Origin of the sequence: Streptomyces fumanus (genome assembly GCF_014655295.1) — a bacterium.
GTDB classification, from domain to species: Bacteria; Actinomycetota; Actinomycetes; order Streptomycetales; family Streptomycetaceae; genus Streptomyces; species Streptomyces fumanus.
This window is the reverse complement of the sequence record NZ_BNBI01000007.1, coordinates 464546-488703: the sequence shown is the minus strand read 5'-3', so window position 1 is coordinate 488703 and position 24158 is coordinate 464546. Positions and strand designations below refer to the sequence as shown.

Genomic DNA, 24158 nt, shown 5'->3' with positions numbered 1-24158 from the left:
GCGGTACACGCCCGGCGGGAACGCGGTCGCCGCCGGCGCCACCTCATAAGAGACCGCGAAGTCCTCGGTGGTCTCGCCGAAGTTCCAGCCCGCGCGGAACGCCGCGATGTTCGCCTCCGCGATGTCCGGCTTCTTCGCGAACTTCGCCCTCAAGAACCGCTCCGTGCCCTCCGTGGGACGGTGGTACATCCACGACAGCAGGCCCAGCGCGAACATGTTCTTGCTGCGCTCGGCCTCCTTGCGGGTCAGCGCGAACTCCTTCAGCGCCTCCACCGTCAGCGTCGTCAGCGGCACCGGGTGGAGGCTGTAGCCGTCCAGCGAGCCGTCCTCCAGCGGAGAGACGGCGTAACCGGCCTTCAGGATCGCCCGCTGGGTGAACTCGTCGGTGTTGACGATGACTTCCGCGCCGCGCGGCAGATCGCCGATGTTCGCCTTCAGGGCGGCCGGGTTCATCGCCACCAGCACGTTCGGCGCGTCGCCCGGGGTGAGGATGTCGTGGTCGGCGAAGTGCAGTTGGAAGGACGAGACACCCGGCAGTGTCCCGGCGGGCGCCCGGATCTCGGCCGGGAAGTTCGGCAGCGTCGACAGATCGTTGCCGAACGACGCGGTCTGTGAGGTGAAACGGTCGCCGGTGAGCTGCATGCCGTCGCCCGAGTCGCCCGCGAATCTGATGATCACCCGGTCCAGCCGGGTGACCGGCTTCCGCCCCTCGGCGAGGCCGCCGGGGTCCTTGGTCACAACTGTCATGTCGGTACTGACTCCAGAGTCGTCCTGACCACGAGCACCCGCCGGGCATCGCTGCGCTGAGTGGACCTGACGCCCCGGCATCTGCTGACAACGGCACGAGTGGACCCCGTCCCGTGACCGCCGGGCAACGAGGCCGGAAGGGCTTCGTCAAGTGTCCGCCCCGGGCGGGGCGCGCCGGGCGGCGGGGCGAGCTGACATAGTGCGGGCGCGATCCGGGCCCGGCCGCGCGTCCGTCGCTACGCTGCTACGGCCATCGCCGTGCGATCGGGCAGCCGGACCGGTCCGGTGATCCGGTCCGGGGGTGGCGCTCACCATCGTCACGCGACACGGAGGACGTCTTGCCAGCGATCAAAGTCGGCATCTCCCTGCCCACCATGGCCGACCTGGCGCCGAAGGGTTTCCCAGGCATAGCGGCCGGTGCCCGCCACGTCGAACAGGCCGGCCTGGACTCCGTGTCCGTGTCCGACTTCATCATGGGCAACGGCACACCCGCTCTGGAGGCCACCGTCGCCCTCTCGGCGGCCGCCGCCGTGACCACGCGGGTGGAGCTGCGGTTCGGCGTCCTGGTGCTGCCGCTGCGGAACATCGCCTGGACCGCCGCCCAGATCGGCACGTTGCAGCGGCTGTCCGGCGACCGCGTCGTCCTGGGCGTCGGGTCGGGCGGGGCCCCGGGGACGCCGTTCTGGCAGGCCGTGGGGGCCGCCCCGGAGGGCCGCAACGCCCGGCTGGTGCGCTCCCTGGAGCTGCTGCCGCAGTTGCTGGCCGGCGAGGAGACGACGCTGCCGGACGGCCCCGCGCTCACGCTGGCACCGGCCGTGCCGGCACCGCCGGTGCTGATCGCGGGCAACTCCGACGGTGCGATCCGGCGGGCCGCGCTGCACGCGGACGGCTGGCTGCCGTCGATGGTCCCGCCGGCGACGGTGGCCCGCGGTGTGGCGAGGCTGCGGGAGATCGCCGAGGAGGCGGGGCGGCCCGCGCCGAGCACCACGGTGTGGCTGCACGCCGGGCTCGGTGACGAGGAGTCGGTGCGCTCGGCCCGCGTGGCGTTCGAAAAGAGCCTGGTGGACATGTACGGGCTGACGCCGGAGGAGGCGCCGCTGGTGCCGATCGGGGGCAGCCCGAAGGAGGCCGCGGAGCGGTTCGCCGCCTACGCGGAGGCCGGCGCCGACCACCTCGACCTCGTGGTCGACGGCGGTGACTGGCAGCAGCAGGTCGAGCTGATCGCCGAGGCACGCGCGTTGCTGTGAGCCCCGTACCGCCCCGGCCGCCGGCGCGGTGCCCGGCCGGGGCGGCGGCAGCGGAGCGGGCTGTGCGGCCCGGACGGTCGCACAGCCCGCTTCGGGTGGGTGGGTCTCACCTGCCGGGCAGCTCGATGGACTGCCGGTGGTGGAAGACGTTGCGCGGGTCCCAGGCCGCCTTGACCTTCTGCAGCCGGGCGTAGTTGTCCTTGTAGTAGAACTGGTGCCAGGGCAGGCCGGACTTGTTGAACGCGGGGTCGCTCAGGTCGCTGTCCGGGTAGTTGACGTAGCAGCCGTCGGTGACGTCGTTGGGTACGGGGACGCCGCCGGTGTCGGCGTAGACGTCGCGGTAGATGTCGCGCAGCCAGGCGATGTTGGCCTCGTCCTTGGCGGCGTCGTGCCAGTAGCACTCGTAGAACATCAGCAGGTGCGAGTCGCGGTGCGGTGCCGGGGTGTCGTGGGGGCCCAGCTCGTTGATCCGCCCGCCCGCGGAGGCCAGCACGATGTAGCTGTAGAGGTTGTCGTGGTCCTTGCGCGTCAGGTTCTTGTACAGCGCGTCGATCTGGCGCTGGGGGAAGACGTCCTTGACGAACGCGGACTTGTGGAAGGTGCGCAGGTTCGGGTTGTTGAGGGTCTCGCCGCCGGTGGTGCTGTAGGTGGTGGCCTTCATGAACGGCAGGGTCTGGGAGTCGCGCCAGTTCGGCTCGGCGCCCATCGCCTCGCTGAGGAAGTCGACGAAGGCGTCCATCCGCTGCTGGGCGCCGGGCCGGTCGGCGTTGATCTGCGCCACCAGGAAGAGGGTGCCGGCCGACACGTGGTTGAGGAACAGCCAGTGTCCGAGGTCCAGGTACTCCGAGTCCATGGCGGCGTTGTCCTTGGACCACTTGCTGTACTTGCGCAGCAGGTTGGTGAAGCCGGCCTCGGTGATCTGCTCCCAGGGCCAGGTGACCTGGGTGTAGACGACCCGGGACGGCGGTTTGGGCAGCAGCCGGCCGGGGTCGTTGCCCTTGGCGCCGCGGCTGCGCAGCCAGTACTTGGTGACGATGCCGAAGTTGCCGCCGCCACCGCCCGCGAGCGCCCACAGCAGGTCGCGGTTGGGGTCGTTCGGTTCCCTGGTGGCCACGACGGCCCGCACCCGGCCCTTGCGGTCGACGGTGACGACCTCGGCGGCGTAGATGTGGTCGATGACGATGCCGTGCGCCCGGGACAGGACGCCGTAGCCGCCGCCGGCGAAGTGGCCGCCGGCGCCGACGCTGTGGCAGCCGCCACCGGGGATCGTCACGCCCCAGCCGTTGTGCAGGGTCTCGTAGATGTCGAGGAGGGTGGCGCCCGGCTCGACGTAAAAGGCGCGCCGCCGCTCGTCGTAGCCGACCCGGTTCATCAGCCGCAGGTCGGCGATGACCTGGGCCTCCTTGTTGAAGACGAAGTCCTCGAAGCAGTGGCCGCCGCTGCGTACCACGATCCGCTTGCCGGCCCGGACGGCCTCGCTCACCACCTGCACCACCTGCTCGGTGGTGGCGGGCAGCCGGACGGCCTCGGGGGTGCCGACGAGACGGGCGTTCATGCCGGAGACCATGTCGGCGTACCGGGCGTCGCCGGGCCTGACGGTGGGGATCGCGCCGGTGGCGGTCCCGGGGGCCGCGTGCGCGGCGGGCGTGAGCGTATCGAGGGTGGCGACGGTCCCGGAGGCGGCCACAGCGGCGCCCGCTCCGGCCATGAACCGTCTCCTGTTCAACTGAGTCACATGCAGCTCCATTCGGCGAGCGCGTCCGGTCTGGGTTGCCAAGCGGCCCCAGCGTGCCCATGGCCCGCCGGTGGCGGCACAGAAGCCGCTCGTCTATGTCAAGTACCGTCCGCGCTGGTCGGGTTGGTGTGGCCAGGGTCCGGTCCAGGTGACACACTGTGGGGTCGTCGTCCGGCCCGGGGGCCGTGCTCTGCGGCATGATCGGCACCATGTTTGCCGCCTACATAGAACAGTTCGGGCCGCCGGAGGTGATCCGGTACGGGGAGCTGCCCACGCCCCGGCCGGGATCGGCGGACGTCCTCGTCGAGGTCGAGGTCAGCGCGGTCAACCACGTCGACACCTTCGTGCGCTCGGGTGCCTGGCGCACCGATGTGCCGCTGCCGTTCGTGATCGGCCGCGACCTGGTGGGCACGGTCGCGGCGACCGGGCCGGCGGTGACCGGGTTCTCGGTCGGTGACCGGGTGTGGTGCAACAGCCTGGGGTACGCCGGGCGGCAGGGCGCCGCCGCCGAGCGGGCGCTGGTCACCGCCGACCGGCTGTACCGGCTGCCCGCCGGGGTGGCGGCGGCCGATGCCGTGGCGGTGGCCCATCCGGCGACGACGGCGTATCTGGCGCTGTTCACACACGGCCGGCTGCGGGTGGGCGAGACGGTGGTCGTCGTGGGGGCCGGCGGCAACGTGGGCAGCGCCCTGGTGCTCATGGCGGCGCGCGCCGGTGCCCGGGTCGTCGCGGTGGCGGGCGCGGACAGCTCGGAGCGGGTGCGGGCACTGGGCGCCGAGGTCTTCGTCGACTACCGGGACGCCGGGGCCACCGACCTGATCCGCCGGGCCGCGCCCTCGGGTGTCGACATGTACGTGGACACCTCCGCGCGCAACGACCTGGCGACCACGGTGGACCTGCTGGCCAGGCGGGGCAGGATCGTGCTGCTCTCGGGGCTGACCACGGCTCCCGTACTGCCGGTGGGCCGCCTGTACGTGAAGGACTGCTCGATCGTCGGGTTCGCCATCTCCCAGGCGTCGGCCGGTGAACTCGCCGAGGCGGCGGGGTTCGTCTCCCGTCTGCTCGCGGACGGTTCGCTGCGCCCGCCCGCCGTGCACGCGCTGCCGCTGAGCGCCGCGGCCGAGGCCCACCGCCTCGTCGAGGAGGGCAAGGCACGGGGCAAGATCGTCCTGCACCACGACCGGTAGGCCGCCGGCGGACGCGGTCACCGGGGCGTGCCCGCGCCGTTCCCGGGGGCCGCTCCTCGGCGTGCGCGCGTTCCGGTGGGGGTCCGGGCGCGCGCGTCCCTCCGCTTCGCCGTGGACCTGACTAATCCTGGGTCGGATGTCTGACGCCCGGTGCGAGCTGCTGCGACGCTCTCGCCATGACTTCCCTCATCGACAAGAGCCCGCTCTTCGAACTGAGTGCCGACATATTCGTCGCGGCCAGTCCGGAAGAGGTCTACTCCGTGGTGAGCGACCTCCCGCGCAGCGGTGAATGGAGCCCCGAGTGCCAGGGCGGTGAATGGATCTCCGGGGAGCCCGCCACCGTCGGTGCGGTGTTCCGCGGGGAGAACCTGCGCAGCGAGGACGTCGTCGCCTGGGCGCCCCTGGTGCGCGGCACCTGGTACACGGAGGCCCGTGTGGTCACCGCCGAGCCGGGCCGGGCGTTCCGCTGGATGATGCTGTCCCACGCGGGTGCCGACCAGGAGAGCGTCTGGGGCTTCGGCATCGAGCCGGCCGACGGCGGGGCGGTGCTGACCCATCACTTCCGGATGGGGAAGGCGACGGCGGGCATCCACAAGATCGTCGCGGATCTCGACGAGCCGGAACGCGCGAAGTTCGTCGAGGAGTGGACCTCGAAGCTGGCGGACGACCTCGACGCGACCCTCCGGCGCATCAAGCAGGTCATCGAGTCCTGAACGCGCTCTCCTTCGACCCCAGAGGATCTGCATGTTTCTCCAGCGCATCGCGAACAGAGGAATACGGCTGGGCACACTGTTCGACCGGGCGGCCGAGAGGCACCCCGCGAGCCCGGTGATTCTCGACCACGACCTGGACATCGCGCCGGAGCGTGGCAGACGGCTGACGCTCACCGAGGTGGCCGGCATCGTCGACGACTTCGCGGCCCGGCTGTGGGCCGCGGGCGTGCGCACCGGCGACCGCGTGGTGGTCCACAAGAGCAACGGGTTCGACATCACCCTGCTCGCCTGCTCGGTCGCCCGCATCGGCGCGGTGCCGGTGCTGCTCTCCCCCAAGCTGGACGGGGCGACGGTGGCCGAGCTGCTGCGCCGGGTGGACATGCCCTTCCTGGTCACCGATCAGGCCAAGCTCGACCACGACCTGCCGGCGGAGGTCACCGGCCTGGCCCGTGAGCTGCTGCTGACCTCCGGCAGTCACGAGGGTGCCGTGGAGCTGGCGTCGCTCGCGGGCAGTCCGCGCGTCCAGCCGGCCCGGATGTCGCCGGACCACCCCACGCTGATCACCCACACCTCCGGCACCACGGGCGTGCCGAAGCTGGCCGTGCACACCGGCCGCACCTTCGAGGCGCGGTACCGCCCGCAGGGCACGGTCGCCAAGCTGGTCGACTCCAGTGAGCCGGTGGCGATCCATGTGTCGTTCGTGCACTCGCGCATCTTCACGGCACTGCCCATCTCGATCCTGCAGGGGCACCCGGTCCTCGTCCTGCGCGAGGACGACCCGCAGGTGGTGGGCGACCTGTTCGGCCAGGTGCCGCCCGGCCTGATCGAGGCGCACCCCAACACGTTCATGCGCTGGGAGGAGCTGGCCGACGACCCGCGGGCCCCGCTGGCGAAGGTGAAGTACTTCAGCTCCACGTTCGACGCCATCCACCCGCGCACGGTGCACCGGCTGCTGAGCGCCTCGCGCCGCAGCGGCGCCAAGTTCGTCCAGATGTACGGGCAGAGCGAGGTGGGGCCCATCGCCGGCCGGACCTACAGCCCCGAGCGGGGCGCGGAGGCGGAGGGCCGCTGCGTGGGCCGGCCGTTCCCCGGGATGACCGCGGTGCGCGTGGTCAGCCGCGACGGCAAGCCGCCCACCAAGTCCTCCCCCGGGTTCATCGAGGTCAAGAGCAACGGCCGGATCGTCACCTACCTCGGGGAGCACGGGCGCTGGGAGAAGCAGGCCGACGGCGACTGGTGGCGCATGGGCGACGTGGGCTACCGCACCAAGTGGGGCTGTCTGCACCTGCTGGACCGGGAGGTGGACGAGATCCCGGGCATCGACAGCACCCTGGAGATCGAGGACAAGCTGTTCGCCAGGCTGCCCGAGCTGACCGAGGCGGTCATCGTGCCCGGCCCGGACGGCAGGCCGGTGCCGGTGGTGTCCACGCGGGGCGACCGGCCGCTGGACCCGGTGGCGTGGCGGTCCGCGGTGGCCGACCTGCCGCCGATGGCCGAGCCGGTGCAGTGGCGTCTGGAGGACCTGCCGCAGACCGCCACCACCAAGATCAAGCGCCTGGAGCTGCTGAAGCAGTTGCAGGACCAGGGCTGACCGGCCCGGCGCCCCGGCGGACCGGGGCGCGCGGTACCCGGGTGGCCGGACGTCCCGGCGGCGTCGCCGGGGACGCACGGACCGCGCGGGCCGTGCCGCTCGAACGCCCCCCGCGTTCGGGCGGGACGACCCGCGCGCACCGTGCGTTCCCGCCGGCCCGGGTACCGGCCGCCCGCCCGGGCGTCGCCCGACCCACTGTTTTCCGAGGTGACCGGCGAGAGGAGAGGCCGCGGCATGGCCAGGGACAGCAACGAACGGTACGCGCGACTCCGCGAGATCCAGAGCATGGACGTCAAGGAGGAGTGCAGCCGCATCTGGTGGCTCGACATGGGCTACGAGTTCCCGTGGGACTTCAGCGTCGCGGGCGCGCTGGCGTTCTGCAACAGCGTCGCGCCGCCCCAGATGGCCGCGCTCCTGGTGCGGACCGGGGAACTGACCCAGAACACCCAGCGGCGCATGGAGCACTTCGCCCTGATCAGCCTGGAGATGGTGCGGCGCGGGTTCAAGGACGAGCGCGGCCGGGCGGCGGCGCGGCAGATGAACCGCATCCACAAGAACGCGGTGCGGCACATCAGCGACGAGAAGAAGCAGTGGAGCATCTCCAACGAGGAGTACCTGTTCGTCCTCGCCACCAGCATGCTGATCCAGATCCGCTGGGTGGACCGGTACGGCTGGCGGCGGCTGAGCGACCAGGAGCGGACCGCGGCCTATCTGCACATGCGCGAGCAGGGCGAGCTGATGGGCCTGAAGGACATCCCGGGCTCCTACGAGGAGTTCGCCCGGTTCCACGACGACTACGTGGAGCGGAACTTCGCGTACTCGCCGGAGGCCGTGACGCTGTGGCAGGTGCTGCGCAACACGGTCATCGAGCCCCTGGCCGCGTGGCTGCCGAAGCGGCTCCAGCCGCTGGGCCGCAAGGCGGCCGCCGCGGCGCTGCCGGCGCTGCTGACCCCGCACATGCGCAAGGCGTTCGGCGTGGCCGAGCCGTCGTGGGCGCTGCGACTGGCGGTGGACACGGCGCTGAAGGTGCGGGCCGCGTACGTGCGCCGGCAGCCGCCGCGGGTGGCGGCCGCCTACCCCGATCCGCTGCCCACGCCGAGCTTCCCCACGGGTGAGTTCAGGATGGAGGAGCTGGGTCCCGAGCACACGACCGGGCGCCGGACCGGCTGACGCGGCGGCGCACATGACCGAGCGGCACACGGTCCGGCCGTGTGCCGCTCGGTCATGTGCCGCCCGCTCGTGTGTCGCCCCGCGCGCGGTCCTCAGTCGCGCAGGGCCGGGGCCGGGACGGCCGCGCGCAGGATCTCGCGCAGCAGCCGGCCCTGTTCCAGCGTGGCCCGCTCGTCCTCGGCCCGCACCCCGCCCCGGCGCACCGCCTCGGCGAACGCCGCCACGGTGGCGGCCACCTGGTCCTCGGCGTCGAGCCGCAGCTCCCGGCCGCCGGAGCGGTCGTGCAGCCGGATCACCGGGACGTGGTCGGCGGGCGGGGTGAACGCCGTGTCCAGGGTCAGCCGGCCGGTGCTGCCGCTGATCTCGTAGGTGCTGCGGTAGGCGTGGTCCAGGCCGTAGGAGAGCTGGACGGTGACGCCGTCGCCGTCCCGGCGCAGCAGGGCGGCCCCGGCGGTGTCCACGTCGAAGCCGGCCGCGGCCGTGGCGACGGCGCCCACGACGGTCAGCCCGGCGCCGAGGAGGTGCTGTGCCGCGCGCACCGGGTAGACGCCGGTGTCCCACAGGGCCCCGCCGCCCAGCTCCGGGCAGTAGCGGATGTCGCCGGAGGCACGGCGGGGCACGGTGAACGACGCCTGGAAGGAGCGCGGTTCGCCGATGGCGCCGTCCTCGACGAGCCGGCGCACCCGCGCGTGCTGGCCGTGGTGGACGAACATGACGTTCTCCATCAGGGCCAGGCCGCGGCGGCGCGCCAGGGCGAACAACCGGGCGCTGACCTCCGGGGAGGTGCTCAGCGGCTTCTCGGCCAGCACGTGCTTGCCCGCGCGCAGCGCCGCCTCGACCCATTCGGCGTGCAGGGCGAGCGGCAGCGGGACGTAGACCGCGTCCACGTCCGCGTCATCGATCAGGTGCGCGTAGCCGGGCACCACCCGCGCCCGGTAGGGGGCGGCGGCCGCCGCGCCGCGTTCCGGGTCCCGGGAGGCGATCGCGGCGACCTCGAAGGCCGCGGAGCGGGCGAAGGCCGGCAGCATCCGGCGGCGCGCGATCTCCGCGCTGCCGAGCACTCCGACGCGGATGGCGGCGGTCACGGCCGCACCTCGTTCCAGCGGGGCAGCACCCCGGCGGCCAGGGTCCGCGCGAGGCCGGCCGCGGCCCGGTCCTTCGGTGACATCAGGGGTTCTCCGGTGACGTCCCAGGGAAGGGCCAGGTCGGGGTCGAAGGGGTCGATGTCGATCTGGGTGCCCGGTTCGTAGACCGTCGACATCACGTAGCAGATGCAGGTGTCGTCGCTGAGGGCCAGGAAGCCGTGGCCGACGCCCTCGGGGATGTACAGGGCGCGGCCCGAGGCCGCGTCGAGCGTGCAGACGTGGTGCCGGCCGAAGGCGGGTGAGCCGACGCGCAGGTCGACGATGATGTCGCGCAGCGCGCCGCGTACGCAGCTCACGTACTTGGCCTGCCCGGGCGGGACGGCCACCGTGTGGATGCCGCGCAGGGTGTTGCGGCGGGACACGGAGTAGCTGATCTGCCGGGGCACGAACGGCTCGCCCAGCACCTTCTCCAGTTTGTCGGCGCGCATGCCCTCCCAGAAGGCGCCGCGCTCGTCCGGCAGTTGCTCGGGGGTCACCTGGTACGCCCCGGGGATCGCCGTCGCGGCGATACGCACCGCGTTCTCCTCTCGTCGTCACGGGGCCGGGGCCCGGTGCGGCCGGCTCAGGCCCGCTCGGCCACCAGCCGCTCCAGGTCGCCGACGATCTCGTGGGCCGGGGGCAGTTGCGCCATCTCCCGGGAGACGGCCTGGGCCCGCACGCGGTACGAGGGGTCCTTCAGCAGCGACTCGCAGGCCGCGTTGATCTCCTCGTAGCCGCCGGACTCGACCAGGGCGGCGGCGCCGTACTCGACGATCCGCCGGGTGGCGGTCGTGGGGTACTCGGGGTGGGCGATGAGCTGCGGCACACCGGCGTTCAGGGCGGTCATGTCGGTGCCGCCGCCTCCGTGGTGGATGATCACGTCGCAGGTGGGCGCGAGCACGTCCAGCGGTACCCAGCCCACGCGCACCTCGGGCACCTCCTCGCGCAGTTCGGCGGCGACGGCCTCGGGGGCGCCGACGACCACCTCGGCGCCGAGCTTGCCGACGCTGCGTGCCATGTCGCGCAGCCCCTCGCCGCTGAACAGCCGGGTCCCGGCGGTGATGTAGACCCGGGGGCGGTCGCCCTTGGTGTACATCCACGGCTCCAGGGGCTTCTGCGGGTTGCCCGGCACCCAGCGCATGAGCTTGGCGGGGACCGCGTCCTCGGGCCGCAGGCTGGGCGGGCACACGTCCAGCCACAGGTCGGGGGCGGGCACCTTGTCCAGGCCCAGTTCGGCGAGGACCGGGGCGAGCACGGGCTCGGCGCCCGGGTCGTAGGCGCGGGAGTCGATGCGGTCCCACTCCAGGCGCACGCTGGGGATGCCCAGGTGGTCGGCGAGCAGCGGGGCCGTGTAGAACATGCCGCCGCCGACGACGAGGTCGGGCCGCCAGTGGTCGGCCAGGTCCAGCAGCCGGTCGAGGCTGTCCACGGCGATCTCGGCGTAGACCCGGCCGACCGCCTTGAGCTGCTCGGCGGGGTCCTCGGGCATGGCGCCCATGAAGGCGCTGACCTCCTCCATCGACACCGGGGAGATCTTCACGGCGGGCAGGCCGACGCTGGCGATGTTGGGCAGCACCCAGTCGATGCCGCCCATGAACACCTGGTGCCCGGCATTGCGCGCGGCCGTGGCGAGGGGGGTGTGGGAGAAGATCGGGTAGGGGCTGTTCCCGGGAATGAAGAGGATCTTCATGGGCTGTCTCAACCTGCCTTCGTGAGCACCGCGGCGGCCCGGACGCCCGAGAGCATCGCGGCTTCCGTGGTGGGTGAGTTGAAGTAGTCACCGGCGAAGACGACCGGTGGCCGCAGTTCCTGCAGGACGCGCACGGAGCGGCGGTAGCGGCCGGGGGCGGGGATGGGGAACCCGTAGGGGCGCTCGGCGATCTGGAACGGCTCGGCACCGGCCACGGGGAAGTCCGGCCACAGCGACGGCAGCAGCTTGGTCACCTCGCTGAACTGCTCCTCTGTGGGGCGGCCGAGCAGCCGGCGGGTGTTGGCGCGGCCGGGGTAGGCGAAGACCAGGAGCTTCTCGACGGGCCGGCCGCTCGCGTCCCGTACCGTGCGCGGGTAGGTGATCATGTTGCGCAGCGGCGGGTCCTCGGGGCCGCCGGCCACGATGTGCGCCTCGGCGGGCAGGGTGCCGCGGTCGACCAGGTAGGAGACGGACAGGGCGGGTTCGTACCGCTGCGACTCCAGGAACCGGCGGGTCTCCTCGCCGACGGTCCGGGTGGGCAGCGCGGCGACGAGCTTGGCGGCGATCGGCGCGGGCGTGGCGACGACCACCTCGTCGAAGGTCTCGCTGACGGGGGTGCCGCCGGGGCCCACGGCGGTGACGGTGATGCCGTCGCCGTCCAACTGGACGGCGGTGACCTCGTGGGACAGCTTCAGGTCGGCGCCCTCGGCGTTCTTCTCGGCGAGGATCTCCATGCCGCCGCGCAGCACGTAGAAGCCGGAGCCGCCCATCCAGGCGAGCAGGGCGCGGGCGTGGACGGCGGAGATCTCCTCGCAGGCGAAGTTCCAGAAGCCCTCGATCTGCGGGCGCAGCAGGAAGTCGAAGCCGCGCCGGGACACCTGCCGGCAGCCCCAGTCGGCGGCGGACGCCCCGTCGTCGAACGGGGCCGCCTTCACCGGGTCGAACAGGTCGAGTTTCTTCTTGCGGGCCACCTGCGCGAGGGTGCTGAGCAGGAAGGCGACCCGGTCGCGCAGCTTGACGTGCCGGTACGTGAGCAGGCTGAGCGGCGAGTCGGAGGAGAGCGGCACGGTCTTGCCGTGGTCGGAGATCCAGACGTTGCTGGAGATCCTGATCAGCTCGTCCTCGAGTCCGTACTCCTTGATGAGCTGGGTCATCAGCTTGTAGAAGCTGACGTACATCAGGTTGATGCCGACGTCGGGCTCGATCTCCGGGCGGTGCCAGGAGCGGGCCCGGCCGCCGAGCCCGTCGGCCGTCTCGAAGACGACCACGTCACGGCCGCTGCGCAGGAGCTGGCGGGTGGCGGCACAGCCGGCCATGCCGCCGCCGATCACCGCGACCTTGGTGCGTTGTGTGCGACTGGTCATCGCTCCACCTCTGTCTGCTGGTCCGACCGGGTCAGTGTTCGACGATCTCGTCGTGCGGCCACTCCAGGCCCTGGCCGAGACCGCCGTCGACGGGCAGGTCCACGCCGGTGGTGAAGGTGGCGTCGAAGGCGAGGAAGAGCACCGCGGTGGCGGCCTCCTCGGGGGTGCCGAAGCGGCGCATGGGGGTGAGCTCGATGCCCTCCTTGATGTTGGCGGCGCGCAGTTCGTCGGAGATCTCGGCGATGCCCATCGTGGGGGTGTCGGTGAAACCGGGGCTGATGGTGTTGACGCGGATGTTGCGGGGCAGCAGCTCGGAGGCGAAGACCTTGGAGAAGGCCCGGATCGCCGACTTCATGCCGGTGCCGACGCTGGTGGCCACGAAGCCCATGCCGACGGCGACGGCGGTGGTGAAGACGAACGAGCCGCCGTCCTTGACCAGGGGGGCGAGCCGCTGCGCGGTGAAGAAGGCCCCCTTGGTGTTGGTGTCGAACATCCGGTCGTAGGTTTCCTCGGTGACCTGGCTGAGCGAACCGAACTTCAGGTAACCGACGTTGACGAAGACGAAGTCCACCTGGCCCAGCGTCTCCTCGACCGCCTTGCCCAGCGCGTCGATGTCGGACATGCTCGCCGCGTCGGAGCGCAGCACATGGGCGCGCGGGCCGAGTTCGGCGCGGGCGGCCTCGATGTTCTTCTCGTTGAGGCCGGTGAGGAGCACCTCCGCGCCGCCGTCGAGCAGCTTCTTGACCACGGCCAGGCCGATGCCGTGCGTGCCACCGGTGACCACGGCCTTCTTGCCGGCGTACTTTTTCATGGCGCCTTCCGGTTGGAATCTGAGAGATGACTGGGGCCTCGAACGCCCGTGACGCGGTCCCTGGCGGGAATTCAGACGATGTGCACTTCGGGCACGTAGAGAATCCACTTGCCGCCCGCCGCCCGGAATTCCCGTTCCTTCGCCATGATCTCCTCGGCGTGGTTCCAGGCGAAGAGGAGGGCGTAGTCGGGATAGGGCTTGGCGAACTCCTCGGGCGACCGGACCGGAATGTGCGCGCCCGGGGCGAGCCGGCCCTGCTTGGCCGGGGTGTTGTCGCAGATGAACGGGACCAGGTCGGTGCCGATACCGCAGTGGTTGAGGACGGTGGCGCTCTTGGCGGTGGCGCCGTAGCCGACCACCGAGCGGCCCTGCGCGCGCAGTTCGGTCAGCAGTTGCACCAGGTCGCGGCAACTGGTCCGGGCGTGCTCCGCGAAGCGGTGGTAGGTCTCCGGCCGGCCGAGGCCCGCCTCGCGCTCGCGCTCGATGTGCTCGGTGACGGCCGTGGACACCGGCCGCCGTCCCGGGCGGGCGATGGTGTACCGCATCGACCCGCCGTGCACGGACAGCGGCTGGACGTCGGCGAGTTCGAAGCCGTGGCGCCGGGCCATGGTCCGCACCGAGCCGACCGAGAAGAGGTAGAAGTGCTCGTCGTAGACCTGGTCGAAGGCGTTCTGCGCGATGATCGAGCCCAGGTAGCGGTCCTCGATCACGAAGATGCCGTCCGGGGCGAGCAGCGTGTCCACGCCGCGGAGCACCGAGTCGATGTAGGCGATGTGGCTGAAGGTGTTCGCCGAGAAGATCACGTCGGCGGGGCCGTCGGCCTCGGCGATCTCGCGTGCGCTGGTCTCCTGGAAGAAGTCCGTGCGCACCCGTACGCCCTCGGCCCGGGCGAACTCGGCGACCTGGGCCGAGGGGTCGACACCGAGGTGGCGCACCCCGGCCCGGCCGATGGTCTTCAGCATGGTCCCGTCGTTGGAGCCGATCTCGACCACGAAGGGGTCGCGGCCGGTGAGTTCGCCGCCCAGGAGCTGGTTCGCGTACTTCTCGAAGTGCTCCCGCATGACCACCGAACCGGCGGAGCGGTACGGGTAATCCTCGTGGAACATCTGCTCGCGGGGCACCTCTTCGATGAGTTGCACCATGGTGCATTCGGTGCAGAATCCCGCGGCCAGCCGGAAGAAGTACTCGCTGCCCGCCGTCTCGGGTGTCACGAAGGAATCGGACACGGGTTGCCGGCCGAAGTCGATGAACTCATCGACCGGGCCACCGCAGATTCGGCACTGGACCATGAACGGACCCCTTTGCATTTCGTGGGCGGGCGGCTTGGCGGGCCGGGGAATGCGAACGCACATGACCATGCTGTCGAGCGGTCCGGGGAGGGTCCATCGGGGGGCCGCCTCATGTGTCAGGTCCGGTGGTGCCGGAACGGGAAGGGGCGCGGGCCCTTCGCCGGGGCGGCGAAGGGCCCGCGCCAGGGGGGCGTGCGGGTCACGGCCCGGCCGGGACCGACTCCTCCCGCGCGGCGGCCGGCTCGTCCGGCGCCGGCGGGGTGCCGCCCACCTTGCGCAGGAGGGTCACGGCGAGCACCGCGGTGACGGCGATGAGCGAGGCGCAGACGACGGCGACGACGTTGAGCCCGCTCGTGTACGCCTCGCGCGCCGCCGCCAGTACCTGGTCGCGCAGGTCCGCGGGCAGCTCCTGGGCGGCGACGACCGCGCTCTCCATGCCGCCGCGCACCTCTTCGGCCTGCTCGGCCGGCACGCCGTCGGGGACGGTGATGTCGCCGCGGTAGAGCGCGGTGCCCAGGCTGCCCAGCGCCGCCACGCCGAGCGAGACCCCGAACTCGCCGCTGGTCTCGGACAGGGAGGCGGCGGAACCGCCCTTCTCCGGGGGAGCGGAGCTGACGACGAGGTTGGTGCCCAGGGCGCCGATCGGTCCGGTGCCGAAGAAGGCGATCACGAAGCCGGTGATCAGCAGCGGAAGTCCGCCCACCGGGTCGACGAACGCGACCAGCAGGTAGCCCACGGTCGTCAGGGCGAGGCCGCTGCCGATCACCACGCCCATGGGCAGCCGCTTGGTCAGGCCGGGGGCGATCAGCGCCGCCACGATCGAGGCGAGCGCGGAGGGCACCATCCACATGCCGGCGGCGGTGGGCGACAGGTCCTCGACCATCTGCAGGAAGCCGGTGATGAACAGGTAGCTGCCGCCCATGGTGGCCATCGCCAGCATCAGCACCAGCAGCGAGGAGGTGAAGGCGCCGGAGCGGAACAGGCGCAGGTCGAGCAGCGGGTGCGTGAGCCGGGTCTGGCGGCGGACGAACACCGCGCCGACGGCCAGGCCGAGCGCGATGACCAGCAGGGAGATCGGCTCCACGCCGTAGCGGGCGATCTCCTTGAGGCCGTAGATGACCGGCAGGATGGTGGCCAGCGACAGGGCGACGCTGAACAGGTCCAGCTTGCCGCCGTCCGGGTCGCGGTACTCGGGCAGCAGCACGGGACCGGCGATCAGCAGGATGATCATCACCGGGACGCCGAGCAGGAAGACCGAACCCCACCAGAAGTGGTCCAGCAGCACGCCGCCGATCATGGGGCCGAGCGCGGTGCCGCCCATGAAGCAGCTCGCCCACACCGCGATGGCCCGGCCGCGCTGCCCCGGGTCCTGGAACATGTTGCTGATCAGGGCGAGCGTGGAGGGCATCAGCGTGGCCGCGGCGACACCGAGCAGCGCCCGGGTGGCGATCAGCATCTCGGCGCTGGTGGAGTAGGCGGCCAGCAGCGAGGCGACACCGACGAACGTGGCGCCGATCAGCAGCAGTTTGCGCCGGCCGATGCGGTCGCCGAGCGTGCCCATGGTGACCAGGAAACCGGCGATCATGAAGCCGTAGATGTCCATGATCCACAGCGTCTGGGTGCCGGTGGGCCGCAGGGACTCCGCCAGGTGCGGCAGCGCGAGGAACAGCACGCTCTGGTCGAGCGCGAGCAGCAGGGTCGGCAGGGCCAGCACGGCGAGGCCGAGCCACTCGCGCGTCCCTGCCTTCGCCGGCACCGCCGGGGAGGCGTTCGTTGACATGGGGGTCCTTCCAGGGTCGGGGACGGTGTGGTGCGGACCACGGGGACGGTGGCGGGAGCCTCAGCCGGGATAGGGCCGCGCGGCCCGGGCGTCGCGCAGCGTCCGCCCCCACCAGGTGAGCTGGTCGAGCATCGTCTTGGCGGCGGCCTCGCAGGCGGTGGCGTCGACCGGCCGGCCCTGGTCGTCGAAGCGCGTCCAGTACTCCGGGAAGGCGACGGAGTCGCGGACCGTCACCGCGTGCAGACCGGGGAAGATCTCCCGGAGCTGGGCCACGGCGCGCAGACCGCCGGCGATGCCTCCGTAGGAGACGAACGCGACCGGCTTGGCCTTCCACTCGTCGACGTACCAGTCGACGGCGTTCTTGAGCGAGGCGGGGAAGCTGTGGTTGTACTCCGGCGTCACGATGATGAACGCGTCGGCGCGGGCCAGCCACGGCGCCAGGTCCTGGACGGCGGTCGGCCGCTCCGCGTGCTCGTCGGCCGGCAGCACCTCGGGCAGCCACACCTTCGCCAGGTCGATCACGTCGACGGCGAGGTCCTCGCGCTTGGCGGCCTCGTCGGCGATCCACCGGGCCGCCGTGGGACCGAACCGGCCGTTGCGGATGCTGCCGATGATGACGGACACCCGCAGTCTGTGCTCAGGCATGCTTCCCTCCCTGTGCTCGGCTCCTCGGCTGCCACCGTGCCCGCCGCCGCCCCCGGTCCGGTCCCGGTCCGCTCTCGGTCGCTCTCGGCCGCCCCGTACGCGCACCGTCCTGTCGTCGGCCGCCGCGTTCGGATAGCGTGATCACATGCGTTTCGGGGTGCTCGGCCCGCTTGCGGTGTGGACGGCTCAGGGGCGGCCGGTGCGGGTGCCGGAGCTGAAGGTCCGTGCCCTGCTCACCGCGCTGCTGGTGCACCGCGGGCGGCCCGTGTCGGTGGACCGGCTGGTCGAGGACCTGTGGGGCGAACGGCTGCCGAACAACCCCGTGGGCGTGCTGCAGAACAAGGTGTGGCAGCTCCGCCGGGCCCTGGAGGACGCCGCGCCCGGCGGCCGGGACCTGGTGGTCTACGGCGCCCCCGGCTACCGGCTCCAGGTGCCCGCCGGGTCCGTGGACGCCGACCGCTTCCTCGATCTGACCGCCCGCGCCCGCCGCAGCGCCGACCCCCGCACCAGGACGGAGCTGCTGACCGAGGCGCTGGCCCTGTGGCGCGGGGCGGCGTACGCCGACTTCGTCGACGAGGAGTTCGCCCGCGCCGCGGCCGACCGGCTGGAGGAGCAGCGGCTGACGGCGCTGGAGGAGCAGGCCGAGGCCCGGCTGGAGCTGGGCGAACACGCCCTGGTCGCCGACGAGCTGGCGGACCTGGTGGTCCGGCACCCGCTGCGCGAACGGCTGCGCACGGCGCACATCCGGGCCCTGTACCTGGCGGGCCGGCAGGGCGCCGCCCTCACCGGCTACGCCGAACTGCGCGAGCGGCTCGCCGAGGAGCTGGGCGTGGACCCCTCCCCCGAACTGACCGCGCTGCACCGGGCGATCCTCACCCAGAGCCCGGAGCTGGCCGCCGTGCCGTCGCCCAGCACCACCGCGGCCCGGCCCCCGACCAACCTGCCCGCCCCGCCCGTCGACCTCGTCGGCAGGGACGAGCTGATCGAGCGGCTGCGCGAACTGGTCGGCCGGCACCGGCTGGTGACCCTGACCGGCTCGGGCGGGGTGGGCAAGACCCAGCTCGCCCTGGCGACCGCCGCCGCGCTCGGCCCGGACTTCCCCGGCGGCGTCCGGATGGCGGAGTTCGCCTCCCTGGACCGCTCCCCCGCCTCCGCCACCGAGGTGCACGAGGTGGTCGAGGCGGTCCTCGGGGTGCGCGACGACATCACCTCCCACCCCGCACCGGACGGCGATCCGCTGTCCTCCACCGCGCGGGTGGTGCACGCCCTGGGCGACGAGCGCACGCTGCTGGTCCTCGACAACTGCGAGCACGTCGTCGAGCCGGTGGCCGAGCTGACGGCCCGGCTGCTGAAGGCGGCGCCCAAGCTGCACGTCCTGGCCACCAGCCAGACCTCGCTCAGCGTCGGCGGCGAGCGGCTCGTGGAGGTGCCCCCGCTGTCCCTGCCGCGGTCCGCCGTGGGGCTGGGCGCCGAGGACGTGCTGCGGTTCAGCGCCGTGGAGCTGTTCGCGGCGCGGGCGGGCGCGGCCGCTCCCCGCTTCCGGCTGACCGAGGAGACCGTCGGCCCCGTGGTCGCGGTCTGCCGCCGTCTCGACGGCATCCCCCTCGCCCTGGAGATGGCGGCCACCCGGGTCCGCGCCCTGGGCGTGCACGAGCTGGCCGCCCGGCTGGACGACCGGTTCACACTGCTGGCCGCCGGCACCCGGGACGCCCCGGCCCGGCACCGCACGCTGCGCGCGGTCATCGACTGGAGCTGCGGCCTGCTCAGCGCCCGGGAGCGTGCCGTCCTGCACCGCCTGGCCGTGCACGCCGACGGCTGTTCCCTGGCGGCGGCGGAGGAGCTGTGCGCGGGTCCCGGCGTGGACCGCGCTGAGGTGCTGGACCTGCTGGCCCGCCTGGTGGACTGCTCCCTGGTGGTCATGACCGATGAGGTGGACGGCCCGCGCTACCGGCTCCTGGAGTCCGTCACGGCCTACTGCCTGGAGCAACTGCGGGAGGCCGGTGAGCTGGAGGGTCTCCGGCAGCGGCACCGCGCCTACTACACCTCCTTCGCCGAGCGGGCCCGGCCGCACCTGCGCGGACACGGGCAGCGGGAGTGGCTGCGCCGCCTCGACGCGGAGACGGCGAACCTGCGCACGGCACTGGAGAGCGCCGTGCACAGCGGGGACGGCGAGCGGGCCCTGCGGCTGGTCAACGCCCTGGCCTGGTACTGGCACTTGCGCGGCCGCAACCGCGAGGCGGAACGCTCCCTGGCCACGGCGCTCTCACTGGTGCCGCGCACCCCGGCCACCCCCGTGGTGGCCGAGGCGACCGCCTGGCTGGGCGGCACCCGGCTGCTCCTGGGCGGCAGCAGCGACCCGCTCGCCGAGTACCGGGCCGCGCTGCGCCCCTACGAGGAGCTGGACGAGCCGGGCGGCGAGGCGCACGCCCAGTGGTTCCTCGGGTCCAACCTGTACGGCGTCGGGGACCTGACGCCCAGTGAGGAGCTGATCGAGCGGGCGCTGCGCTCCTTCCGCTCCCTGGAGGACCGCTGGGGCACGGCGGCGGCGCTGAGCAGCCAGGCGTTCATCGCCAAGCTGCGCGGCGACTTCGGCGCGCTGCGCCGGTACGGCGAGCAGAGCCTGGAGATCTTCCGGGAACTGGGCGACCGGTGGGGGCAGTTGCGCGCCATGGTGCCGCTGCAGACGCTGGCCGAGGTGGTCGGCGACTACCGGCGGGCCGGGCAACTGCTGCGCGACGGACTGCGGGTGGCCGAGGATCTCGGGCTGTGGCCCGAGGTGTCGTTCCACCTCTCGGGCCTGGGCCGGATCGCCCTGCTGACCCGTGACTACCCGATGGCCCGGGAGTACCACGAGCGGGCCAGGCGGCTCGCCGTGGAGCAGTCGGACGACTTCGGCGAGCAGTTCGCCGAGATCGGGCTCGGGATGGGGGCCCGCCGCGAGGGCGACCTGGACACCGCCGAGCGGCACATGCGCAATGTGCTCGATGTGCACCGGCGCATGGGCTACCAGCCCGGCGTGCCCTCGCTGATCCTGGCCGAGCTGGGCTTCGTCGCGGAGCTGCGCGGGGACGCCGCGGCCGCCCTGGAGCTGCAGCGGGACGGTCTCGACGCGGCGCGGCGGTCGGGTGATCCGCGGGCGGTCGCGCTGGCCTTGGAGGGCCTGGCCGGAGCCGAGCTGCTGGCGGGCCGGGCCGAGCGGGCGGCGTGTCTGCTCGGGGCGGCCGCCGCGGGCCGGGCCCGGGTCGGCACCCCGCTGCCCGAGGGCGAGCGGGACGACGTGGACCGGATCGCCGCGGGCGCCCGTGAGCGACTGGGCGAGGACGGCTTCACGGCCGCCTTCGAGCGGGGCGGGGCGCTCGGCCCCGAGGAGGCGGCGTATCCGCCGCCGGTCGGCGGACGGGCGTGACCACCGGCCGCGCGGCCCGCGGCCCCCTGGCCCGCGTCATCCGTTTCGCGTCCTGCCGACGGCCCGGTATTGAAGACTCTGTCACGTCAAGCAGGACCTGACAGAGTCCACGAGCTTATCGACGAGCGCCCGGAGCGGCGCCGTTAGCCTCGCTTATGCACTCCCGGAATATCCAACGGACATCACCATTTGGCCGAAGAATCGATCCGGAAGGTCAAAGTGAAGGCTCTAGTGCTATCCGGCGGGATGGGAGCCCGGCTTCGGCCCCTCACCTATTCCACGCCGAAACAGCTTGTTCCGGTCGCCGGCAAGGCGGTCCTGGAACATGTCATCGACAATATCCTGGCGGCGGGCATCACCGATATCGGCGTGATCGTCGGTGACCGGGCGGAGCAGATCCGTGAGGTGATCGGCGACGGTTCCCGGTTCGGCGCCCGTATCACCTACATTCGCCAGGCCCAGCCGCTCGGCCTGGCCCACTGCGTGCTGATCGCCCGGGAATTCCTGGGCGCCGACGATTTCCTGATGTACCTCGGTGACAACGTGCTGCCGGAGGGCATCACGGACATCGCCCGCACGTTCGCCGCGCATCGGCCGGACGCCCAGCTCGTCGTCCAGAAAGTCGCCGATCCCCGGGCCTTCGGGGTCGCCGAGGTCGACGCGTCGGCCACCGTGACCGGGCTGGCCGAGAAGCCGGCCGTGCCGCGCAGCGATCTCGCCCTGATCGGCGTCTATTTCTTCACGCCCGCCATCCACCGGGCCGTGGACCGGATACGGCCGAGTGCCCGCGGGGAACTGGAGATCACCGACGCCGTCCAGTGGCTGGTGGAGAACGGGGCCCGGGTGAAGGCCAGTGAATACCTCGGTTTCTGGGCCGACGCCGGGAACGCCGACGCCGTCCTCGAATGCAATCGGCGGCTGCTGGACGAGGTGAGCCCGCGGCGGCTCGGCGAGGTGGACGACGCCAGCGAGCTGACCGGTCCGGTGGTGCTCGCGCCGGGTGCGCGGGTGGTGCGCTCCCGTGTCGAGGGCCCGGCCTTCATCGGCCCCGGGAGCCTCGTGGAGGACAGCCGCATCGGGCGGTACACCGCGATCGGCGGCAACTGCACGGTGCGGCACACGCGCATCGAGGACTCGATCGTGCAGGACGGGTCCTCCCTGTCGCACCTGGACGGACTGAGCGCCTCGCTCATCGGCAGGGCCGCCTCGGTGACGGCCGCCCGCCGGCACCGGCTGATCGTCGGGGACGACTCCCGGGTGGAGGTCGCGTCATGAGGATCCTGGTGACGGGCGGCGCCGGCTTCATCGGCAGCCACTATGTGCGCGCCGTGCTCGCCGACCGCTACCCGCGGGCGGCCGGGGCCCGGGTGACCGTCCTCGACAAGCTGACGTACAGCGGCAACCTCGCCAACCTGCCGGCCGGCGCGGAGCGCCTGGAGTTCGTCCACGGCGACATCTGCGACGCGGATCTGCTGCGCGACCTGCTGCCCGGCCACGACTCGATCGTGCACTTCGCGGCCGAGTCGCACGTCGACCGCTCGGTGACCCGGGCCGCCGACTTCGTCCGCACCAACGTGGTGGGCACCCAGGTGCTGCTCGACTGCGCGCGCCACAGCGGCGTCCAGCGGATCGTGCACGTCTCCACCGACGAGGTCTACGGGTCGATCCCGTCGGGCTCGTGGACCGAGACCTGGCCGCTGGAGCCGAACTCGCCGTACGCGGCGTCCAAGGCCGCCTCCGACCTCGTGGTCCGCTCCGCCTGGCGCACCCACGGCATGGACGTGTCGATCACGCGCTGCTGCAACAACTACGGCCCGTACCAGCACCCCGAGAAGCTCATCCCGCTGTTCGTCACCAACCTGCTGGAGGGCAGGCCGGTGCCGCTGTACGGGGACGGGCACAACGTCCGTGAGTGGCTGCACGTCGACGACCACTGCCGCGCCGTGGAGGCGGTCCGCGTCCAGGGACGGGCCGGGGAGGTCTACAACGTGGGCGGCGGTGTGGAGCGGACCAACCTGGAGCTGACCCACGAGCTGCTGCGGCTGTGCGGCGCCGACGCCTCCGCGATCCGCCGGGTGACCGACCGGCCCGGGCACGACGACCGCTACTCCCTCGACGGCACCAAGATCCGCGAGGAGCTGGGCTTCGAGCCGGAGGTGCCCTTCGAGCGCGGTCTGCGCGAGACCGTCGACTGGTACCGGGACAACCCCGGCTGGTGGAAGGACGTCAAGCGCGGCACCGCGGAGGTGGACCGATGAGCACGGTGACGAGGTCGGCCCCGCGGCCGCGTGACGACGAGGCGGCCGACACCGCCCGCCTGGTCCGCTCGGCGTTCGCCCGGCACGGCAGCGGCCCGGAGACCGAGCAGGTCGGGCCCTGGCTGGCGGAGCACGCGCGGACCGGGCGGTTCCGGGTGGAGCGCATCCCGTTCGCCGGCCTCGACGGCTGGTCCTTCGCCCCGGGGACGGGGAACCTGGTGCACCGCAGCGGCCGGTTCTTCTCGATCGAGGGCATTCACGTCACCCACCCCGAGAACCCGGTCCCGGAGTGGCGCCAGCCGATCATCGACCAGCCGGAGGTCGGCATCCTCGGCATCCTGGCCAAGGAGTTCGACGGCGTCCTGCACTTCCTGATGCAGGCCAAGATGGAGCCGGGCAACCCCAATCTGCTCCAGCTCTCGCCGACCGTGCAGGCGACCCGCAGCAACTACACCAAGGTGCACCAGGGCGCGGACGTGAAGTACCTCGAGTACTTCACACAGGCGTCCCCGCGGCGGGTGATCGCCGACGTGCTGCAGTCGGAGCACGGCTCGTGGTTCCTGCGCAAGGTCAACCGGAACATGCTGGTCGAGGCGGAGGGCGAGGTTCCGCTGGAGGACGGCTTCTGCTGGCTCACCCTCGGGCAGATCGGCGCGCTGCTGCGCCTGGACAACGTGGTGAACATGGACGCGCGCACCGTGCTGGCCTGCGCCCCCGCGCAGCTTCCCGAGCCCGGGGCACTCCTGTCCGACCTGGGGCTGCTGTCCTGGATCACCGCCGAACGCACCCGCCACGACCGCCGGGTGCGGTCGGTGCCGCTGGCGGAGGTGACGGACTGGGTGCGCGGCGATTGGTCCATCGACCATGTTCCGGAACGCTACTTCCGAGTGATGGCGGTCGCGGTGGAGGCCGCCAACCGGGAGGTGGCGCAGTGGACCCAGCCGTTGATCGAGCCGCTCGGCCTCGGGGTCACCGCGTTCGTGACCCGTCGCTTCGACGGCGTCCCGCACCTGCTGGCGCAGGCCCTGCCGGAGGGCGGGCTGCAGGACACGCTGGAACTGGCCCCGACGGTTCAGTGCACTCCGGAGAACCACCGCCATCTCAACCCCGAGCAGCGCCCCCCGTTCCTGGACCTGGTGCTCGGCGCCGACCGGAAGCAGATCCGCTACCAGGCCGTGCACTCCGAGGAGGGCGGCCGTTTCTACCACGCGCAGAGCCGTTACCTGTTCGTCGAGGCGGACGAGTCCCAGGCGCCGACGCAACCGCCGCCGGGGTACTGCTGGGTCACTCCCGGACAGCTCAACTCGCTGGTTCGGCACAGCCGATACGTCAACGTGCAGGCGCGCACGCTGCTCGCCTGCCTCAACACCGCCGCGGTGACGCTCTGAAGGGGCGTCCCCG

The 24158-nt window shown here is 72.3% G+C and carries 18 protein-coding genes and 1 pseudogene; 9 read left to right on the top strand and 10 right to left on the bottom strand.

Annotated features, from left to right (window positions below):
• Positions 1–708 (bottom strand): annotated as a pseudogene (locus tag IE316_RS18165) (2-oxoacid:ferredoxin oxidoreductase family protein); the annotation flags it as partial.
• A 377-nt stretch (positions 709–1085) separates the two neighbouring features.
• On the opposite strand from IE316_RS18165, the gene IE316_RS18160 reads away from it, so the two are divergent.
• Complete coding sequence (locus IE316_RS18160) at positions 1086–1994, top strand: LLM class flavin-dependent oxidoreductase (RefSeq protein ID WP_229910447.1); 909 nt, start codon at positions 1086–1088, stop codon at positions 1992–1994.
• A 106-nt stretch (positions 1995–2100) separates the two neighbouring features.
• On the opposite strand, the gene IE316_RS18155 is transcribed toward IE316_RS18160, so the two are convergent.
• Positions 2101–3702: an FAD-binding oxidoreductase gene (locus tag IE316_RS18155; RefSeq protein WP_229910446.1), complete on the bottom strand. Its 1602-nt coding sequence runs from the start codon at positions 3700–3702 to the stop codon at positions 2101–2103.
• Between the two features lie 236 nt (positions 3703–3938).
• On the opposite strand from IE316_RS18155, the gene IE316_RS18150 reads away from it, so the two are divergent.
• The 4 genes from IE316_RS18150 (at position 3939) to IE316_RS35975 (ending at position 8390) form a co-directional block, all read left to right on the top strand.
• A complete protein-coding gene (locus IE316_RS18150; RefSeq protein ID WP_190205401.1) occupies positions 3939–4916 on the top strand; it encodes an NADPH:quinone reductase in 978 nt (325 codons plus the stop codon).
• A 176-nt stretch (positions 4917–5092) separates the two neighbouring features.
• Complete coding sequence (locus IE316_RS18145; protein WP_190205400.1) at positions 5093–5629, top strand: SRPBCC family protein; 537 nt, start codon at positions 5093–5095, stop codon at positions 5627–5629.
• Positions 5630–5660: 31 nt separating this feature from the next.
• Positions 5661–7220, top strand: coding sequence for a class I adenylate-forming enzyme family protein (locus IE316_RS18140; RefSeq protein WP_190205399.1), 1560 nt, complete (start codon positions 5661–5663; stop codon positions 7218–7220).
• Positions 7221–7454: 234 nt separating this feature from the next.
• Positions 7455–8390, top strand: a complete 936-nt coding sequence (locus IE316_RS35975; RefSeq protein ID WP_190205398.1) for an oxygenase MpaB family protein — start codon at positions 7455–7457, stop codon at positions 8388–8390.
• 92 nt (positions 8391–8482) lie between these two features.
• On the opposite strand, the gene IE316_RS18130 is transcribed toward IE316_RS35975, so the two are convergent.
• From IE316_RS18130 to IE316_RS18095, 8 genes are all read right to left on the bottom strand, one after another.
• Complete coding sequence (locus IE316_RS18130) at positions 8483–9475, bottom strand: Gfo/Idh/MocA family protein (RefSeq protein WP_229910445.1); 993 nt, start codon at positions 9473–9475, stop codon at positions 8483–8485.
• On the bottom strand, positions 9472–10050 hold the full coding sequence (locus tag IE316_RS18125; protein WP_190205397.1) for a dTDP-4-dehydrorhamnose 3,5-epimerase family protein: 579 nt from the start codon (positions 10048–10050) through the stop codon (positions 9472–9474). Before IE316_RS18125 ends, IE316_RS18130 begins: the two co-directional genes overlap by 4 nt.
• A 47-nt stretch (positions 10051–10097) precedes the next feature.
• Entirely contained in the window at positions 10098–11204 is a 1107-nt protein-coding gene (locus tag IE316_RS18120; RefSeq protein ID WP_190205396.1) for a nucleotide disphospho-sugar-binding domain-containing protein, read from the bottom strand.
• Between the two features lie 8 nt (positions 11205–11212).
• Complete coding sequence (locus IE316_RS18115; RefSeq protein ID WP_190205395.1) at positions 11213–12568, bottom strand: flavin monoamine oxidase family protein; 1356 nt, start codon at positions 12566–12568, stop codon at positions 11213–11215.
• Positions 12569–12599: 31 nt separating this feature from the next.
• On the bottom strand, positions 12600–13379 hold the full coding sequence (locus IE316_RS18110; RefSeq protein ID WP_190205394.1) for an SDR family oxidoreductase: 780 nt from the start codon (positions 13377–13379) through the stop codon (positions 12600–12602).
• Between the two features lie 71 nt (positions 13380–13450).
• Positions 13451–14668, bottom strand: coding sequence for a class I SAM-dependent methyltransferase (locus tag IE316_RS18105; RefSeq protein ID WP_190205393.1), 1218 nt, complete (start codon positions 14666–14668; stop codon positions 13451–13453).
• A gap of 199 nt (positions 14669–14867) precedes the next feature.
• The gene (locus IE316_RS18100) at positions 14868–16448 is read right to left on the bottom strand and encodes an MFS transporter (protein WP_190205392.1); all 1581 of its coding nucleotides are present in this window, start codon (positions 16446–16448) and stop codon (positions 14868–14870) included.
• 60 nt (positions 16449–16508) lie between these two features.
• On the bottom strand, positions 16509–17093 hold the full coding sequence (locus IE316_RS18095) for an NADPH-dependent FMN reductase (RefSeq protein ID WP_190205391.1): 585 nt from the start codon (positions 17091–17093) through the stop codon (positions 16509–16511).
• Positions 17094–17238: 145 nt separating this feature from the next.
• On the opposite strand from IE316_RS18095, the gene IE316_RS18090 reads away from it, so the two are divergent.
• The 4 genes from IE316_RS18090 to IE316_RS18075 all read left to right on the top strand — a co-directional run bounded on the left by IE316_RS18090 (position 17239) and on the right by IE316_RS18075 (position 24145).
• Entirely contained in the window at positions 17239–20499 is a 3261-nt protein-coding gene (locus IE316_RS18090) for an AfsR/SARP family transcriptional regulator (RefSeq protein WP_190205390.1), read from the top strand.
• A gap of 219 nt (positions 20500–20718) precedes the next feature.
• Entirely contained in the window at positions 20719–21774 is a 1056-nt protein-coding gene (locus IE316_RS18085; RefSeq protein ID WP_190205436.1) for a glucose-1-phosphate thymidylyltransferase, read from the top strand.
• On the top strand, positions 21771–22757 hold the full coding sequence (gene rfbB / locus IE316_RS18080; protein ID WP_190205389.1) for a dTDP-glucose 4,6-dehydratase: 987 nt from the start codon (positions 21771–21773) through the stop codon (positions 22755–22757). The genes IE316_RS18085 and rfbB overlap by 4 nt, the downstream gene beginning before the upstream one ends.
• Positions 22754–24145 carry an NDP-hexose 2,3-dehydratase family protein gene (locus IE316_RS18075; protein WP_190205388.1) on the top strand — a complete coding sequence of 464 codons (1392 nt, stop codon included), beginning with the start codon at positions 22754–22756 and terminating at the stop codon, positions 24143–24145. Before rfbB ends, IE316_RS18075 begins: the two co-directional genes overlap by 4 nt.
• Positions 24146–24158 lie beyond the last annotated feature (13 nt).